The organism is Zhongshania aliphaticivorans (genome assembly GCF_902705875.1).
Taxonomy (GTDB): Bacteria; Pseudomonadota; Gammaproteobacteria; order Pseudomonadales; family Spongiibacteraceae; genus Spongiibacter; species Spongiibacter aliphaticivorans_A.
Window position 1 is genome coordinate 128,567 of sequence record NZ_CACSIK010000001.1, and the last position, 15,514, is coordinate 144,080.

The following is a 15,514-nucleotide window of genomic DNA, read 5'->3' on the forward strand; positions in this document are numbered from 1 at the left end:
AGCCTTATTCGTCGGTATTTCCCCTCTGCATTATTAAGTTATTTTTCAGTTCATGTGAAATAGCTTAATTGAAGCCACCCTATTTATTGCCAAGGCAGTTATGATAGTGGCTGATTTTTTCTCTTCTTGTTTCGTTAATTGGGGCCAATCATGCCGCATGAAAATAACTTGCTACAGGCTGTTGTTGTTTTACTGTTAGCGGCCGTCTTCGTTGTACCTTTGGCAAAGCGCTTACAACTTGGTGCAGTGTTGGGGTATTTAATTGCCGGTGTGGTGATTGGCCCTGCCGCCTTACAGCTGATCCACAATCCAGAAAATATCGCTCATTTTTCTGAGTTTGGGGTGGTGTTGCTATTATTTATCATTGGGCTTGAATTATCTCCACGTCGGCTTTGGTTAATGCGAAAAGCCGTGTTTGGTGTTGGCTTGGCGCAGGTTAGCTTAAGCGGGCTTATTATTGGCGGTGTTGCCTACTTTGGATTTTCCCAGCCATGGCAAACCAGTGTGGTGCTTGGCTTGGGGCTGGCCCTGTCGTCTACAGCATTTGGTTTGCAAATTCTGGCAGAGCGCAAACAGCTCACGAGTTCTCATGGTCGATTGGCGTTTGCCATATTGTTGTTTCAAGATATCGCCGCAATCCCCCTGATTGCCTTGGTGCCCTTATTAAGTGGCGGTGCAGGGGTTGAAGAAGCGGGTGCCGCATCGGTCTTGCGTATTTTATTAACAATAACTGCTGTCGTGGTGGGTGGGCGGTATTTACTGCGGCCTATATTTCGTATGGTGGCAAGAACAGGCTTGCAGGAAGTGTCTACCGCCACCGCTTTGCTTGTGGTGGTGGGTACGGCGTGGCTAATGGATGCGGTGGGCGTGTCTATGGCATTGGGCGCATTTTTAGCCGGTTTGCTGTTAGCTGACTCGGAGTATCGGCACGAACTGGAATCGCAAATTGAGCCCTTTAAGGGCTTATTGCTGGGCTTGTTCTTTATTAGCGTTGGGATGACCGCTGACGTTAAATTATTGGTGACAATGCCGCTTGCCGTACTTGGCTTAACCGTGTTGTTAATGGTGATTAAATTACCCATTCTGGCGTTGGTTGGTCGGGTATTGGGCGACTTAGATCGTCGCAGTGCCTTACGTTTGGGCGTGGTCTTGGCGGCCGGTGGAGAATTTGCTTTTGTTGTTTTTCAAATTGCCAAAGATCAAAACTTATTAAGTACTGAGCTGCACAGCATTTTAATTTTGGCTATTACCTTATCGATGGCGTGTACGCCCTTATTAATTATTTTTCTTGTCAAAGTACTAAAGCCAAAACCCGTGGTGAAAGAGGTTCCGCCAGAATATGAACAAATAGAAAGCGATGAGCCGCGTGTTGTGATTATTGGTATGGGGCGAATGGGACAAATTGTGGCGCGGATTTTACGCGCGCAGCGTGTGCCCTTTGTGGCTTTAGATTTGTCGGTGGATACCATTGAGTTGTCGCGGAGTATTGATAGTATGCCGGTGTTTTATGGCGATCCACTGCGGCCAGAAATATTACGTGCGGTGGGTGCAGAGCACGCGGCGTATTTTGTATTAACTGCAGATGACCCAGAGACCAATATAAAAATCACGGAATTGGTCAGTCGCTTGTATCCGCATATTAAATTGATTGCCAGAGCACGCAGTCGCTTTCATGTGCATCGTTTATTGGAGCTTGGTGCGCAGCCGATTAGGGAAACGTTTCACTCTAGCTTAGAGATAAGCAGAGAGACGTTAATGGGTTTGGGTTTAAGTCCCGAGCGTGCAGAAGCACGAATAAGGCGATTTCAGCTGCATGATGAAGAGTTATTAGCGCAGCAGCATTTGGTTTTTAATGATCGTGAAGCTTTAATTCAAAGTGTGCGGGATGCGCATGAAGAACTGCAGGCTTTATTTGATGCGGATGTTATTGAAGAGAAGGGGCTTTGAATTAGCGCCTTCTGACGTAGAATTTATGGTGACTTTAATTATATTGTTGCTAGTAATTTATTTTAAATAATGTGAATAACAGGGCGTATTTTCATTTTTTATAAGGTTTGAGTTTTGTGCTTGTAGATCCCTTTTTTTATTTGTGTGCGGTGCCGGCCATCTTGATTTTTGGCATGGCCAAGGGTGGCTTTGGCGGCGGTATTGCGGTGGTCTCTGTGCCGCTGATGAGTTTGGCGGTGTCGCCTATGCAAGCTGCCGCAATATTACTGCCTATTTTGTTGGTGATGGATGCGGTAGCGCTGTGGAGTTTTCGGGGTAAGTGGGATAAGGCTAATATTAAAATTTTAGTGCCGGGGGCGATCGTTGGTATTGTGTTGGGCAGCCTTGGATTTCGCTATTTGTCTGAAGACATGATTCGTATTTTGATTGGCGTTATCGCGGTTGTATTTTGTTTGAATTATTGGCTTAAAAAAGCGCTTGTGGATGCCAAGGGCCCCAGTGTAATGCGCGGTAGTTTTTGGGGTGCGCTGGCAGGGTTTACCAGTTTTGGTATTCATGCCGGCGGGCCGCCGGTGAATATGTATTTATTGCCTCAGCGCATGGAAAAATCTTTGCTTATGGGTACCATGGCGATTTTCTTTGCGGTGGTCAATGTCATTAAGTTAGTACCCTACAGTTTGCAGGGCAGTTTTGATGGTACTAATTTACTGACCGCCGCGGTGCTAATGCCAGTAGCGCCAATTGGTGTTCGTTTGGGATTTTATCTATTGCATAAAGTTAGCGAGCAGACGATTTATCGCGTCTGCTATTTTTTCCTTTTTGTGGTTGGGCTCAAGTTATTGTTTGATGGTTTTGTGGGTGTTCTCAGCTGAGTGAGTTAAACCGTGGGCACCGCATAGGTTCCCACCGCGTGAGCCACCATGCGGTCGTCGCCTTCAGAGTAAAGAGCTACCTCGCCAATGATGAGTTGGCGACCTACTTTAATCAGGGTGCATTTGCCGATGATGTCTTTGTTGGCGATGGGTTTGCGTAAAAAATTGATATTCAAATTGGTTGTGACGGCCAGAGCGACAATGCCAATCTCTCCGAGAATTGCCGCGTAAAGACCCACGTCAGCGGTCGTCATTAGCACTGGGCCAGATACCGTACCGCCGGGGCGCAGCGAGTGCTGGTCAACGCGGTAGCGAACGATCGCAGATTTTGTGTCAATGGACTCGACTGAGCATGGGCTATGTGGGAATTCAGCAGCAAGAAATTCACGAATGTCATTCAGTGCGGTCATGTTTATCTCCGAGTAATTATTTGTATGAAGGGCTATATTTTGAACCACATTCAAGATGGATAGCCACAGTGTAGTTTTTATTGTCCTATTTAATAGATCCAGTGTTGCTATGACTAGGCTCAGCTATACTGACAATAGTAGCACCCTAAAAACAGAGGATTTATGGCTAGTAGAAAAAGACCTATCGCATGGAGTATTGCCGGTTCAGATTCTGGCGGTGGGGCAGGTATTCAGGCAGATTTGGCAACATTCCATGATTTTGGTGTACACGGGTGCACCGTTATTTCGGCAATTACGGCGCAGAATAGTTTTGCAGTTGGCCATGTGTCGGTCACGCCTAGACGAACATTGGCCGCGCAGATTAATGCCTTGGATAGCGACTTGCAGGCTGATGTTATTAAACTTGGCATGCTGGCCTCTGAAGACGTGGTGGTGATGGTTGGTAAATACCTAGAAACCTTTTCTGGTTTTGTGGTGTGCGACCCGGTCATGGTGTCAACCTCGGGAGGGGAGTTAATGCCCCGAGGTGTTTGTGATGTATTAATAGATAAAATACTGCCTCGCGCCGATTTGATAACGCCCAATTTGAGTGAGGCGGAGACCCTGCTGAATAGAACCATTGAATCACTTGAAGATGTAGAGCGTGCCGCGGCCGATATAGTGGCTTTGGGCGCGCGTTCAGTCATGCTCACCGGTGGTCATTTGAGCGCGCGTAATGATGAACGCCATGATTATTGGACAGACGGTGAAGAGGGGTTTTGGTTAAGCGGAGCCAATATCTATACGCTTAATACTCACGGTACCGGCTGCACATTGTCATCGGCTATTGCCGCTGCGGTAGCTCGCGGTTATGGCTTGCCTGATGCCATGGTGATTGCCAAGGCCTATGTCAGTCAGGGTCTGCGTATGTCGGTGCGTTTGGGTAGTGGGCCGGGGCCGGTTGGTCACATTGGTTGGCCCCAGCGTGTTGCCGATCTTCCTAGTTTGAGTCGCCGCTTGCCTAGTCTTGGTCAACGCCCTCGCTTTGCATCTTGCGATGGTGAGCTGGGGCTTTATCCCGTTGTCGATAGTGCAAAATGGATTGCGCGATTATTAGCCTGTGGCGTTAAAACCATTCAGCTGCGAGTCAAAGAATTAAGCGGTGATGCATTGCTACACGAAGTGCGTGAGGCGATCGCCTTGGGGCGGCAACATCAAGCGCGGGTATTTATTAATGATTATTGGCAGTTAGCGGTGAGTGAAGGGGCTTATGGTGTGCATTTGGGGCAGGAGGATTTGGACACCGCTGATATTGCGGCAATCGCAGATGCCGGTTTGCGGTTAGGCGTTAGCACGCACACCTACTATGAAGTGGCACGAGCGCATAGCATTCGACCTAGTTATATTGCGATTGGTCCGGTGTATTTTACGTCGAGCAAGCAAATGCCATGGACGCCACAAGGGCTCCCTCAACTAAGGCGCTGGGTGGGTATGCTGTCCTCAGAATATACCCTAACGGCAATTGGGGGTATTGATGTGAAACGCGCTAAGGATGTGTTGACGACGGGGGTGGGGAGTGTGGCCATGATCAGTGCGATTACTCAAGCTGAAAATCCAGAGGCGGTGGTGGCAGAACTCCTTTCTTTACACGAGCAAACAAAGTGATTTTGCGGTGTATTATCGGCTTTATATTGGCTACATGGAGCCTTTTTCTTTTTGCTGAGCCAGCGCAGCTGGTGGTGAGAGGCTTGTTTGAAAAGGCCGCGCTATTAGAAATTGATGGCCGCCGGCAATTACTCAGAGCGGGGCAGCGGGGTGCTTCCGGTATATTGCTGGTATCCGCAACGCCCAGGGCTGCCGTAATTGAGATTGATGGCGAGCGCAAAACACTCACTTTAAATAAATTTATTGGCGGAGCTTATAAAGCGCCTTTGCTAACGACAGTGTCGCTTCATAAAAATAATCAGAAGGAGTATCGCGCCCGCGTAGCCATTAATGGCCGTAATGCAGAGGCGGTGGTGGATACCGGTGCCACCACCGTAGCTATGAGCTCTAAAGATGCAGAGCAGTTAGGCATTTCCTATCGCAATGGCAAAGTTACCTCGGTAGCAACCGCTGGAGGGGTGAAACAGGCTTATTCCATTGTTTTGGAGCGGGTGGCGCTAGGAGATATCCAAACTCGGCAAATCAGTGCGGTGGTGATAGAGGGGGATTATCCCCATGTCATTCTACTGGGAATGAGCTTTTTGGAGCATATTGACCTTCAAGAGCGCGATAATGTTTTGGTGTTGTCGCCGCGTTATTAATGCTGTTAGCAATGATTGTTGGTCTAGTGGTCGCCTCGGGCGCGTCGTGCTGATAAAATGCGCCACCGGATTTGCTCGTGGAGATACCCGTGGCAGTTAGTTTTGTAGAATCCTCTAAGCTTCCCACTCCTTGGGGAGTGTTTGATATCCATGGTTTTGAGGATAGTGACAACGGCAAAGAGCACGTTGTTCTCACCCTTGGTGATGTAGGTGATGGCGAGCCAGTACTTGCTAGGGTCCATTCTGAGTGTCTGACGGGTGATGGTTTGTTCAGCATGCGCTGTGACTGTGGGTCACAATTACGAGCCGCTTTAGAGAAAATAGCTGAAGAAGGTCGAGGCGCTTTGTTTTATTTACGCCAGGAAGGGCGCGGCATTGGGTTGATGAATAAAATTCGCGCCTACAAATTGCAAGATGCCGGAGCCGATACCGTCGAAGCGAATGAGCAACTTGGCTTTGGTGCCGACATGCGTGATTACAGCTTATTAGAGATGATGTGTGAACACTTACATATCACCAAGGTACGTTTGATGACCAACAACCCGCGCAAAGTGAAGGCCTTTACTGACCAAGGTGTAGAGGTGGTTGAGCGGCTGCCCTTACAGACGGGGCAAAATCCTCATAATGCGAAATACCTAGCCACTAAGTCAGGTAAGTTAGGTCATTTGTTTTAGTTGTTTGTCGCAAGTTGATTATAAGGCCTCGCAATGCGGGGCTTTTTTGTTTTTGCAGTTTGGTGTTTTGTCTTAGAGTTTTCATCTGTTTGTTATCGTGGCGTCATTCTCTCTATCTAATCTGATAAGAATATTCAGTATTAGGCGAGCAAGAATGAAGCAGTTTCGTATTTTGGTATTGCACGATGGTAAACCTGGCCACCTTAGTCAGTCTTATGGGCTGGCGAGTATGATTGCGAACCGGTGCACACGCTGTGAGTGTGACGTTATTTCGGTGCGAGCTGTTCCGCGTCTAAAGCTGTTGAATAGAATGTTGCGCCGCATGGCGGTGTCATTGCATCCGGCCTTGCGGCGCTTAGTATTCTCTCTGTACCGGATTGATCCATTGCCCAGTGAGCCGGTAGATTTGGTGGTGTCTTTTGGGGGCAATGTTGTGGCGCTCAATGTGGCGTATAGCCAAGCCCATGGCATTCCCAATGCGCTGATTGGCAATAGCTATACCATCCCCAATGAGGCTATTTGTGCCCACCTTAGTTTAATTGGCGACTTGGGTGATGCAAATGCCATAGCTACAACGGTTGTCTTGTGCCGCGTGGATCAGGAGCGTTGTCGGCGGGCTGGACTTGCACTGCAAACTTCGCAGCGTCCTTTGTGGACGTTGCTCGTGGGCGGGAATGGCAGCGGTTATGGTTACCATGATTCAGATTGGCACCGCTTGGGCGATGCTCTTCGTGCGCTGAGCGAGCAATATGGAGTGCAATGGTTGATTAGCACGTCGCGGCGCACCGGTGTGGCGGGTGTCAATATATTGAAGCGTTATGTAGACGATGATATTTGCCGAGCTGCAATCTGGTATGAAGATGGCGTCAGCGAACCCCTGGATGCTTTTCTTGGCGCGTCGTCACAAATATTTTGTACCGAAGACAGTTTAAGTATGGTGTCTGAGGCGGTGGCCATGGATAAGCCGGTGATTAGCTTGCGGCCCACCGAGTCGCTGCCGACCCGAACTCACGGAAAAGCGCTAACTTACATGGCTGATATCGGCTTGGTAGAGCGAGTGGATATTTCGGCAATGGCTCAGTACCAACCACAACCTTGGTTGCCAGAGAAAACCTATAGCGCGCATTTGGATGACATTTTTGCGCGTATTATTGCCTTGGGCGCAGTTACCGAAATGGTACGCACCCCCGCTAAGCGGAACTATATGCCCGAGCAGCGTGTGCAGGTAGTTTAAGCTTTTGACGGCTCGATATTAAAGTCAGGAATGGCGGCGACGCGGCGGCGAATGCTGTTGATAATACCGTCGCTGTCTAGGCCGAGGTCGCTGAGTAATTGAGGGTGTTTACCGTGGTCGATAAATTTGTCGGGCAACCCTAATTGCAATACCGCCTGCCAACGTGCCTGTTGGTTTAGGTATTCGCAAACAGCACTGCCGGCGCCGCCAGCAATTACATTTTCCTCTAGCGTGACTAGCAAGGTGTGATCATCGGCGAGTGCGTCTATCAGTTCGGTATCCAAGGGTTTTACAAAACGCATATCAGCTACGGTTGCGTTTAAGGCATCCGCCGCGGTAAGCGCTGCACTTAACAAGGTGCCAAAGCTTAAGATAGCAATTTTTTGGCCTTCGCGAACCACTCGGCCTTTGCCAATTTCTAGCGGCGTCATGGCTTGGTCAATCTGGATTCCTGGACCTGTGCCTCTGGGATAGCGAATAGCTGCTGGGCCGGGGTAGTTATAGCCGGTGTGCAACATTTGCCGTGTTTCGTTTTCGTCGGCGGGCGCCATCACCAGCAGATTGGGAATGCAGCGTAAAAAACTTAGGTCAAAGGCGCCGGCATGAGTCGGGCCGTCTTCGCCAACCAATCCTGCTCGATCCACACCAAAGGTGACATCCAAATTCTGTAAAGCGATGTCATGTATCAGTTGGTCGTAACCGCGCTGTAAAAATGTTGAGTAAATGGCAACGACCGGTTTGAGTCCGTCGCAGGCCATACCCGCAGCGAGTGTCAGGGCGTGCTGCTCGGCAATGGCAACATCATAAAAGCGATCAGCAAAGCGCTCCGAATACTCAAGCATCCCCGAGCCTTCACACATGGCGGGGGTGATGGCGACTAACTCCGGGCTTTGCTCAGCTTGGTCGCAGAGCCAGCTACCAAAGATGTCTTGGTACTTGGGCTGTTTGGCTTTAACCACCGGCGCTTTGCCGTTTTTAGGCTTGGGTTCAATTTTTGATATGGCGTGAAATCCAACCGGGTCTTCTTCTGCCGGTGTAAAGCCCTTGCCCTTTTGGGTCATGATGTGGAGCATTTGCGGGCCGGGAAGCTCGCGCAAATTTCGCAAGGTTGGCACTAATATATTGAGATCATGACCATCGATAGGTCCAATATAATTGAACCCTAGTTCTTCAAAGAGCGTAGCGGGTGAGACCATGCCCTTCATATATTCTTCTAGTCGTGCGGCAATATCGGTTGCTGAGCGCGGGAATTTTTTAAGTACACTTTTACCGCCACTGCGTATTTGATTGTAGGTCTTGGATGCCCACATTTTGGAGAAATAGGTGTTTAGACCGCCGGTATTCTTGCTGATAGACATTTGATTGTCATTGAGTACCACCAGCATGTTGGCGCCGGTATGGCTGGCATGGGTGATGGCTTCAAAGGCCATACCTGCGGTCATGGCCCCGTCACCAATAACGGCGACAGTATGTCGATCTATCTCTTGTTGCCGAGCCGCAATGGCCATACCCAGTGCCGCGCTAATGCTGGTGCTGGAATGGCCAACACCAAAGGTGTCGTAGGGGCTTTCTTCACGCTTAGGAAAACCGGCTAAACCGCCCGCTTTGCGCATGCCATCCATGCGTTCTCGGCGTTCAGTTAAAATTTTATGAGGGTAGCATTGGTGGCCCACGTCCCATACTAAGCGGTCTTCTGGGGTGTTATATATATAGTGCAGGGCAATGGTTAGCTCTACCACACCGAGGCCGGCACCAAAGTGACCGCCGGTCTGACCCACGGTATACAGCAGGTATTCTCTTAGTTGCAGGGCCAGCTCATCTAGGTCATCTTGATCTAAACGGCGAAGATCGGCAGGAGAGTCGATCGTATCCAGCAATGGCGTGGCTGGCCTTGTAAGAGGGATTTCCTGAAACATCTAGCGTTAAACCCAGAACCGATGAAAGGGCGAGATTGTAAACGAATTTAACCCGTTTTACCTATTTGTATGCACTATTCTCGTTATTTTGCGGCATCTCGCAGGAGTGTGAGCGTGTGGCATTCGGTACTGATATTAATGCTGTCGGGCAATAATGTAGTGAGATAAGGCCCGCAGGGGCTCTGCGTTGTTGCCAAAGTCTCCGAGGGCGCTAAGTGCGCGTTGATGCAGCTCAGAGGCCAGTGTTTTGGCACCATCTAAGCCCAGCAGGGCAGGAAATGTGGGTTTGTTTAAGGCTTGGTCGGCACCTTGGGTTTTACCAAGGGTTTCAGTATTACTTTCAATATCAATAATGTCGTCTTGGACTTGAAAGGATAAGCCGATGGCCTTGCCGTATTGATCTAGCTGTTCAACTTGTTGCGCACTGGCTTGGCACCAGCTGGCACTCATGCTGATGGCAACTCTAATGAGTGCGCCGGTCTTTAACTGGTGCATGGTTTGCAGTGTGCTTAGATCAAGCTCTTGATTTATTGAGGCGAGGTCTATGGCTTGACCGCCGACCATACCGCGAGGGCCTGCCGCCGCACTAAGTTGGCGAATCAATGAAAGTTTGGTGTCTGCGTTGCTACTGGGGAGATTTGCCAGCAGTTCAAATGCTCTTGCTTGCAGGGCGTCGCCAACCAGAATGGCGGTCGCTTCGTCATAGGCAATATGACAGGTGGGCTTGCCGCGCCGAAGGTCGTCATTGTCCATGGCGGGGAGGTCGTCGTGAACCAGCGAATAGGCGTGAATCATTTCAATGGCGCAGGCAATGTCGTCTAGGCCATCAATATCGGCACCCAGAGCTTGCGCGGTGGCATAAACCAAAGTGGCACGAACCCGCTTACCCCCGTTAAGCAAGCTGTATAGGCTGGCCGAGTGTAAGGTATCTAGCTGCTGACTGGCATCGGCATCAGCAAATTCGCTGTCGATGTTTGCTAGGCGAGCGGGAAGTACTTCTTGCACACGTTGCTGGCAGCTGGCGAGAAAGTCCGAGAACTCTCCATTCATTGATTAACTATCCGTATCCAGAGGCTTGCTGACAATGTCACCGTCTTTTGCCATTAATAGTTCAACTTTTTGTTCCGCATCAGCGAGCGCCTTCTGGCAGTCGCGACTAAGTTGCATACCGTTTTCAAAGGCTTTCAATGAGTCTTCTAAACTCAGTTCGCCGGACTCCATGTTCTGCACGAGTTTTTCGAGTTCGGTGAGTGAGGTTTCAAAATTGACTGTGTTTGCCTTGGGCATCAGCCTCTCCTAGACAATGTGTGGGTTGTCGCCGTGGCGTATTCTAACAGTGTCTGAGCTGTTGAGGTAATTCTGTGCTTTTAGTTTTGCGATTTAAGGCGATAATAGGCCTCAATATGAAATAGTAGGTATAGCGCAGGGCATGCATTATCGTTCAGTTATTGAATTTTGGTTCGCGGAGCTTTCTTCTTCTGACTGGTTTGCCTGCAGCGACGAGTTGGACAGTAAAATAATAAGACGTTTTGGTGATATTCATCGTGCAGCGGTGGCTGGCGAGCTCTATTCGTGGCGGCATCAAGCACTGGGTCGGCTCGCAGAAATCATTGTATTGGACCAGTTCTCACGCAATATTTTTCGTGGTACAAGTGGCGCTTTTGCCGCTGATGGCCAAGCTTTGATTCTAGCCCAAGAGGCTATTCGTGCGCAGGCTGATGTTGAGTTAAATAAAAAACAGAGATTATTTCTCTATATGCCTTATATGCACAGTGAGTCTGTGGCTATTCAGAATGCTTCTCTACGCTTGTTTGAGACCTTGGGTTTAGAGGATAACTACCGTTTTGCGGTTGCGCATCAACAGATTATTTCGCGTTTTGGGCGTTACCCTCATCGCAATGCAATTTTGGGGCGTCCTTCTAGCAGTGAGGAAGTTGCCTTTTTGAAAGAAGCTGGGTCAGCATTTTAAGGATTTGCCGCGTTTCTTACGGTGGCTGAATTAGATATTTCCTTGTAGGCTGCTGCATGCGTGTTGTATGGAGTAAAAGAATGCGAAAACTACTGGTTTTGAGTTGCTTGCTTTGCAGTGTATTTGCGGTATCGGCTAGGGCTGAGTGTGCCTACCCAGATAGTGAGCGAGGTGTTGCGCCTGCGTGGTTGTGTAGTCTTGATGATTACCAAGATGCGGGTTTTCTGGCTTACGGTGATAAAAGTCGCTTGCCATCTATTTCGCTTCAAAATCGTTTGGCAGGTAAAGCCGCCATGATTGCTGTAGTAAGTAAATTACTACTTCATGCGCAGTTGCAGTTAGCGGGGCAATTACCAAGCGATGTTCAGTTGGTCATGCCAGATGCTAAGGATTGGTCGCGTGTCGCAAAATTTAAGGGTGTGCAAATTTTGGAAAAAGCGGCGAGTCCACAGCGGCATTTATACGTGCTGGCTGGGGTGAAACCTGAACTGCAAGCGGATTTAGTCACGGTGGCTAGAAAAGAAATTTTGGATGCCAACAAAAAACGCTTAGTGGCACTGCTTGGGCAGGCTGAATGGGAAAAACTGCTGGCGGCTGACTAGGCTTTATTGTCGCCGACATGATGTAACTTATATCGATGGTATTGATAAATAAAAAAAGGAAATGGGATGAGTGCGCAGTCGCGAACAGAAATTGCATTGATAACCGGTGCATCAGCAGGAATTGGTCGGGCCTTTGCAATACAGTTAGCGCCCCGCTGCAAGACGATGATATTGATTGGTCGTGATCCCGCTAAGCTGGCCTCGGTGGTGAGTGAACTTGAGCAGCCGGGTTTGAATATTGTTAGTTTTGCTTTGGATTTGACGACCACTGAGGGCGTCACAAGAGTAATGGAGGCCATTCGTCAGAAAGGGCCGGTATCAATGCTCATTAATAATGCGGGCTTTGCAAGCTACGGTAAGTTTGCCGAATCTGATTTGGATGCAGAAATGGCGATGGTGAATTTGCATTGTAATGCCAGTTTGGCACTGTGCCGTGCAGCGTTGCCTTATATGAAGCAGGAAGGGCGAGGTGAGATTGTGAACGTCTCTTCAATGGCTGGCTTTTTCCCTGTGAAGCATTCGGCGGTTTATGCAGCAAGCAAGACATTTTTGACTATGTTTTCACAGGCCCTGCAGCAAGAGGTGCAGGGTGATGGTATTCGTGTTCAATGTTTGTGCCCTAGTTATACGCGCACTGACTTTAGTGATAGACCAGCCCTAGCGGACTTGGATGCTACTAAAGTACCCGATGAATTATGGTGGACCGCTGAAGATATTGTTGCAGTGAGTTTGGCGCAGCTAGAGGATGAAAATGGTCCGGTCATTTGTTTGCCTGACAAAATGAACCGTGAAATGGTACATGGGGCTTTAACGGCACAAGCCAGTGCGTTTGCGTAGTGTTATAAGTGCTGGTTTGGATGGCTGTTTTTGTGTCAGTCAATAAAAAGAGTTTCTTGGAGTGCTTGCTTTGATTAATTGGTCGCCAGAGTTAGATCCAGCTTCGCTGCCAAGCTTATCCGATATTGGGATGACAGCGGGTATTGATGGTGTGCCGTGGGCGCAGGAATATAGTCACTATTACGATATCAATTTTGAAGAAGTGTATCCGGGCTTACGCCATTTGTTTGGTGCTTTTACAAGCGTCGGTGAGCGCATCGCAATGCAGGTGTTTATGTTGCCTGACGCCCACAGCACGGCGTTTGTCTATCACGGTTATTATGACCATGTTGGTTTGTTTAATAATGTCATTAATTATTTTTTGAAGCATGGTTACTCAGTGGTGGCTTACGATTTACCGGGGCATGGCTTGTCTACCGGTGAGCGTGCGGCAATAGATGACTTTATGCGCTACCGGCAGGTGTTGAACGATGCCTTTACCGTGGTGGCAGATTTTGGCTTGCCAGAGCGCAAAGTGGGCTTGGCGCAAAGCACCGGTTGCGCTGTGTTGATGTCTCACTTATTAAGCGGCGGTGAACACGATTTTGATCGAGTGGTGTTGTTAGCGCCTTTGCTCAAACCCTGTGACTGGTGGTGGGGCAAGCCCGCTCATAGTGTGCTGAAATACTTTATTCATAGCTTGCCACGTAAATTTGCCGATAATTCTGACGATCAGCATTTTTTAGCGTTTTTGCGTGAGCGTGATCCTTTGCAAGCGCGATCGTTACCGCTGAGTTGGGTGGGGGCGCTTAAAAAATGGCAGCCCTGGTTTCTACGTCAGCCACCTGTTGCGAGCTCGCTGCTGATTTTGCAGGGTGATCAAGATGAAACAGTTGAGTGGCGTTATAACTTACCGCGGATACAGGCTAAGTTTCCTAATGCAGGGGTCGTTCATATACCGGGGGCTAGGCATCATCTTGCAAAAGAGGGCGAGCGATTTAGGGAGCAGTTGTGGCAGGCTTGCGATGACTATCTTTGAGTCGTGTTAGTGCTGCTGGCGTCTAAGGGGCGTTCCATTGCTCATATTAAGGCGGGTTGCCGTTAGCGCTGATGATTACCCTACCGACGGCGGCGTCGTATTCGCCACCCATTCCCACCATTGATGCTCACCTTCGGGTTTGTCTTTATCTTGGCAGCGATGCACATTCCAGGTAACTAGGTAGTCGGGGTCGCTAATAGCTTCACCGTCACCGGTTTTGTAATTACCTGCGGGGGCAAGGAACCACGGCGCCATTGATGAGGGTAGGGTGAATTCGTCGTCGTTACTTTGGCGAAGGGTAATGCCGTCTTTGGCTGTGACTCTAACCACGGTGCCAGCCAGCATTCTTTGCTGTAAGGCATCGCCGTTAATGTCGAAATAACTGAGCCCGACCAGCGCGCGTTTGTCGATAAGCGCAGCGAGTTCGGGTGAAAGTATGTCGGCCATCTTGGGCGATGTCTCCTAAGTAAAAGTGATGGTTTAAAACAAAACGCGACAGCGAATAGTGCCTTTTACATCTAATAATTTCTCAACAGCAAACTCGCTAGAGCCCTCTTCAATATCCATGACCACATAACCGACTTTCTCGCTGGTTTGCAGGTATTGGCTGCTAATATTGATGTTGTTGTCAGAGAAAATTTGGTTAATGGCGCTAAGTATTCCCGGCACATTATGGTGAATGTGCAGGATACGGTGTTTGCCGGGGTGCGCAGGCAGAGCAACTTCTGGGAAGTTGACTGACGAGGTGGTGGTGCCGTTGTCAGAGTATTTTACCAGTTTGTCAGCGACTTCTGAGCCAATGTTTTGTTGCGCTTCAACGGTGGAGCCACCAACATGAGGCGTTAAAAACACATTGTCGAATTCGCGTAGTGGTGAAATAAACTCGTCGTTATTGCTGCGCGGTTCTTCTGGAAATACATCTATTGCCGCGCCGGCAAGCTTATTGTCACGGAGGACATCGACTAGCGCATCGATGTCGACAACGGTGCCGCGTGCGGCGTTGATCAAGATAGCGCCAGGTTTCATTTGTGCGAGTTCATTGGCGCCAATCATCATTTGCGTAGACGCCGTTTCAGGGACGTGAAGGCTAACGATGTCTGCGGTGGCCAGTAATTCGCCCAAGCTGATTTGGCTTGCATTACCTAAGGGTAGTTTATTGACCACATCAGTGAAGCAAACTTCCATGCCTAGACTTTCTGCAATCACAGATAGCTGCATACCAATTGAGCCGTAGCCGATGATACCTAGGCGTTTACCGCGGATTTCATAAGAGCCAACGGCGCTTTTCATCCATTCGCCACGGTGGGCGGCGGCATTTTTCTCTGCTAAGCCACGCAGTAATAGGATGGCTTCGGCAATGACGAGTTCAGCTACTGAGCGTGTATTAGAGAACGGCGCGTTAAAGACGGCAATGCCGCGTTCGGTGGCAGCCTGTAGGTTGACCTGATTGGTACCGATGCAAAAACAGCCAATGGCGATGAGTTTTTTGGCTTCGTCTAATACTTCTGGCGTGAGCTGGGTCCGCGAGCGAATGCCGACAAAATGGGCGTCAGCGATTTTTTGCTTAAGCTCATCGTCAGGTAAAGCCTTTTGGTAGTAGTCAATATTGGTGTAGCCAGATGCATGTAAGGCATCTACTGCCGATTGGTGGACGCCTTCCAATAATAGGAATTTGATTTTGGCTTTGTCGAGGGATGTTTTTGCCATGAGATTGCTCGCCTCACTCTGAGGTACAGTGAAAGCGCAGTAT

16 protein-coding genes and 1 pseudogene are annotated in these 15,514 nt (G+C 49.1%); 11 read left to right on the forward strand and 6 right to left on the reverse strand.

Going from position 1 to position 15,514, the window contains the following annotated elements:
- Positions 1 to 150 precede the first annotated feature (150 nt).
- The 3 genes and pseudogenes from AELLOGFF_RS18185 to AELLOGFF_RS00630 form a co-directional block, all read left to right on the forward strand.
- A pseudogene (locus AELLOGFF_RS18185) lies at positions 151 to 1,281 on the forward strand (monovalent cation:proton antiporter-2 (CPA2) family protein); the annotation flags it as partial.
- Positions 1,258 to 1,947 (forward strand): NAD-binding protein, encoded by a 690-nt coding sequence (locus AELLOGFF_RS18190; RefSeq protein WP_419183920.1) that lies wholly within the window; start codon positions 1,258 to 1,260, stop codon positions 1,945 to 1,947. The pseudogene AELLOGFF_RS18185 and the gene AELLOGFF_RS18190, both read left to right, overlap by 24 nt.
- A gap of 116 nt (positions 1,948 to 2,063) precedes the next feature.
- Positions 2,064 to 2,819, forward strand: a complete 756-nt coding sequence (locus AELLOGFF_RS00630; RefSeq protein WP_159266848.1) for a sulfite exporter TauE/SafE family protein — start codon at positions 2,064 to 2,066, stop codon at positions 2,817 to 2,819.
- A gap of 5 nt (positions 2,820 to 2,824) precedes the next feature.
- Here the strand turns inward: AELLOGFF_RS00630 and AELLOGFF_RS00635 are convergent, their stop codons facing one another.
- The gene (locus tag AELLOGFF_RS00635; protein ID WP_159266849.1) at positions 2,825 to 3,229 is read right to left on the reverse strand and encodes a PaaI family thioesterase; all 405 of its coding nucleotides are present in this window, start codon (positions 3,227 to 3,229) and stop codon (positions 2,825 to 2,827) included.
- A gap of 162 nt (positions 3,230 to 3,391) precedes the next feature.
- Between AELLOGFF_RS00635 and thiE the strand changes: the two genes are divergently transcribed.
- The 4 genes from thiE to AELLOGFF_RS00655 all read left to right on the forward strand — a co-directional run bounded on the left by thiE (position 3,392) and on the right by AELLOGFF_RS00655 (position 7,422).
- A complete protein-coding gene (thiE, locus tag AELLOGFF_RS00640; RefSeq protein ID WP_159266850.1) occupies positions 3,392 to 4,873 on the forward strand; it encodes a thiamine phosphate synthase in 1,482 nt (493 codons plus the stop codon).
- Positions 4,870 to 5,514, forward strand: a complete 645-nt coding sequence (locus AELLOGFF_RS00645; RefSeq protein WP_159266851.1) for a retropepsin-like aspartic protease family protein — start codon at positions 4,870 to 4,872, stop codon at positions 5,512 to 5,514. The genes thiE and AELLOGFF_RS00645 overlap by 4 nt, the downstream gene beginning before the upstream one ends.
- 89 nt (positions 5,515 to 5,603) lie before the next feature.
- Positions 5,604 to 6,188 carry a GTP cyclohydrolase II gene (gene ribA / locus AELLOGFF_RS00650; protein ID WP_159266852.1) on the forward strand — a complete coding sequence of 195 codons (585 nt, stop codon included), beginning with the start codon at positions 5,604 to 5,606 and terminating at the stop codon, positions 6,186 to 6,188.
- A gap of 154 nt (positions 6,189 to 6,342) precedes the next feature.
- Positions 6,343 to 7,422 (forward strand): ELM1/GtrOC1 family putative glycosyltransferase, encoded by a 1,080-nt coding sequence (locus AELLOGFF_RS00655; RefSeq protein WP_159266853.1) that lies wholly within the window; start codon positions 6,343 to 6,345, stop codon positions 7,420 to 7,422.
- Here AELLOGFF_RS00655 and dxs read toward each other — a convergent pair.
- The 3 genes from dxs to AELLOGFF_RS00670 all read right to left on the reverse strand — a co-directional run bounded on the left by dxs (position 7,419) and on the right by AELLOGFF_RS00670 (position 10,625).
- Positions 7,419 to 9,338 carry a 1-deoxy-D-xylulose-5-phosphate synthase gene (gene dxs / locus AELLOGFF_RS00660; protein WP_159266854.1) on the reverse strand — a complete coding sequence of 640 codons (1,920 nt, stop codon included), beginning with the start codon at positions 9,336 to 9,338 and terminating at the stop codon, positions 7,419 to 7,421. The two genes, AELLOGFF_RS00655 and dxs, sit on opposite strands and share 4 nt — an antisense overlap.
- A 135-nt stretch (positions 9,339 to 9,473) precedes the next feature.
- Complete coding sequence (locus AELLOGFF_RS00665) at positions 9,474 to 10,388, reverse strand: polyprenyl synthetase family protein (RefSeq protein ID WP_159266855.1); 915 nt, start codon at positions 10,386 to 10,388, stop codon at positions 9,474 to 9,476.
- 3 nt (positions 10,389 to 10,391) lie between these two features.
- Complete coding sequence (locus tag AELLOGFF_RS00670; protein WP_159266856.1) at positions 10,392 to 10,625, reverse strand: exodeoxyribonuclease VII small subunit; 234 nt, start codon at positions 10,623 to 10,625, stop codon at positions 10,392 to 10,394.
- A 142-nt stretch (positions 10,626 to 10,767) separates the two neighbouring features.
- Here AELLOGFF_RS00670 and AELLOGFF_RS00675 point away from each other — a divergent pair, with 142 nt between their 5' ends.
- The 4 genes from AELLOGFF_RS00675 (at position 10,768) to AELLOGFF_RS00690 (ending at position 13,764) form a co-directional block, all read left to right on the forward strand.
- Positions 10,768 to 11,307 (forward strand): DUF924 family protein, encoded by a 540-nt coding sequence (locus AELLOGFF_RS00675; RefSeq protein WP_159266857.1) that lies wholly within the window; start codon positions 10,768 to 10,770, stop codon positions 11,305 to 11,307.
- A gap of 80 nt (positions 11,308 to 11,387) precedes the next feature.
- A complete protein-coding gene (locus AELLOGFF_RS00680; protein ID WP_159266858.1) occupies positions 11,388 to 11,909 on the forward strand; it encodes a hypothetical protein in 522 nt (173 codons plus the stop codon).
- Positions 11,910 to 11,975: 66 nt separating this feature from the next.
- Complete coding sequence (locus tag AELLOGFF_RS00685) at positions 11,976 to 12,746, forward strand: SDR family NAD(P)-dependent oxidoreductase (RefSeq protein ID WP_159266859.1); 771 nt, start codon at positions 11,976 to 11,978, stop codon at positions 12,744 to 12,746.
- Between the two features lie 70 nt (positions 12,747 to 12,816).
- The gene (locus AELLOGFF_RS00690; RefSeq protein WP_159266860.1) at positions 12,817 to 13,764 is read left to right on the forward strand and encodes an alpha/beta hydrolase; all 948 of its coding nucleotides are present in this window, start codon (positions 12,817 to 12,819) and stop codon (positions 13,762 to 13,764) included.
- 75 nt (positions 13,765 to 13,839) lie between these two features.
- Here AELLOGFF_RS00690 and AELLOGFF_RS00695 read toward each other — a convergent pair whose 3' ends face one another.
- Both AELLOGFF_RS00695 and serA read right to left on the reverse strand, forming a co-directional pair.
- Positions 13,840 to 14,211, reverse strand: a complete 372-nt coding sequence (locus tag AELLOGFF_RS00695) for a hypothetical protein (protein WP_159266861.1) — start codon at positions 14,209 to 14,211, stop codon at positions 13,840 to 13,842.
- A gap of 33 nt (positions 14,212 to 14,244) precedes the next feature.
- Positions 14,245 to 15,471, reverse strand: a complete 1,227-nt coding sequence (gene serA / locus AELLOGFF_RS00700) for a phosphoglycerate dehydrogenase (protein ID WP_159266862.1) — start codon at positions 15,469 to 15,471, stop codon at positions 14,245 to 14,247.
- Positions 15,472 to 15,514 lie beyond the last annotated feature (43 nt).

Bases quoted from the DNA above. Each gene is read 5' to 3' on its own strand.
- AELLOGFF_RS00685 (WP_159266859.1), top strand. From the start codon at position 11,976: ATGAGTGCGCAGTCGCGAACAGAAATTGCATTGATAACCGGTGCATCA.
- AELLOGFF_RS00635 (WP_159266849.1), bottom strand. From the start codon at position 3,229: ATGACCGCACTGAATGACATTCGTGAATTTCTTGCTGCTGAATTCCCA.
- dxs (WP_159266854.1), bottom strand. From the start codon at position 9,338: ATGTTTCAGGAAATCCCTCTTACAAGGCCAGCCACGCCATTGCTGGAT.
- thiE (WP_159266850.1), top strand. From the start codon at position 3,392: ATGGCTAGTAGAAAAAGACCTATCGCATGGAGTATTGCCGGTTCAGAT.
- AELLOGFF_RS18190 (WP_419183920.1), top strand. From the start codon at position 1,258: ATGGCGTGTACGCCCTTATTAATTATTTTTCTTGTCAAAGTACTAAAG.
- AELLOGFF_RS00680 (WP_159266858.1), top strand. From the start codon at position 11,388: ATGCGAAAACTACTGGTTTTGAGTTGCTTGCTTTGCAGTGTATTTGCG.
- AELLOGFF_RS00655 (WP_159266853.1), top strand. From the start codon at position 6,343: ATGAAGCAGTTTCGTATTTTGGTATTGCACGATGGTAAACCTGGCCAC.
- AELLOGFF_RS00695 (WP_159266861.1), bottom strand. From the start codon at position 14,211: ATGGCCGACATACTTTCACCCGAACTCGCTGCGCTTATCGACAAACGC.
- serA (WP_159266862.1), bottom strand. From the start codon at position 15,471: ATGGCAAAAACATCCCTCGACAAAGCCAAAATCAAATTCCTATTATTG.
- AELLOGFF_RS00670 (WP_159266856.1), bottom strand. From the start codon at position 10,625: ATGCCCAAGGCAAACACAGTCAATTTTGAAACCTCACTCACCGAACTC.
- AELLOGFF_RS00665 (WP_159266855.1), bottom strand. From the start codon at position 10,388: ATGAATGGAGAGTTCTCGGACTTTCTCGCCAGCTGCCAGCAACGTGTG.
- AELLOGFF_RS00675 (WP_159266857.1), top strand. From the start codon at position 10,768: ATGCATTATCGTTCAGTTATTGAATTTTGGTTCGCGGAGCTTTCTTCT.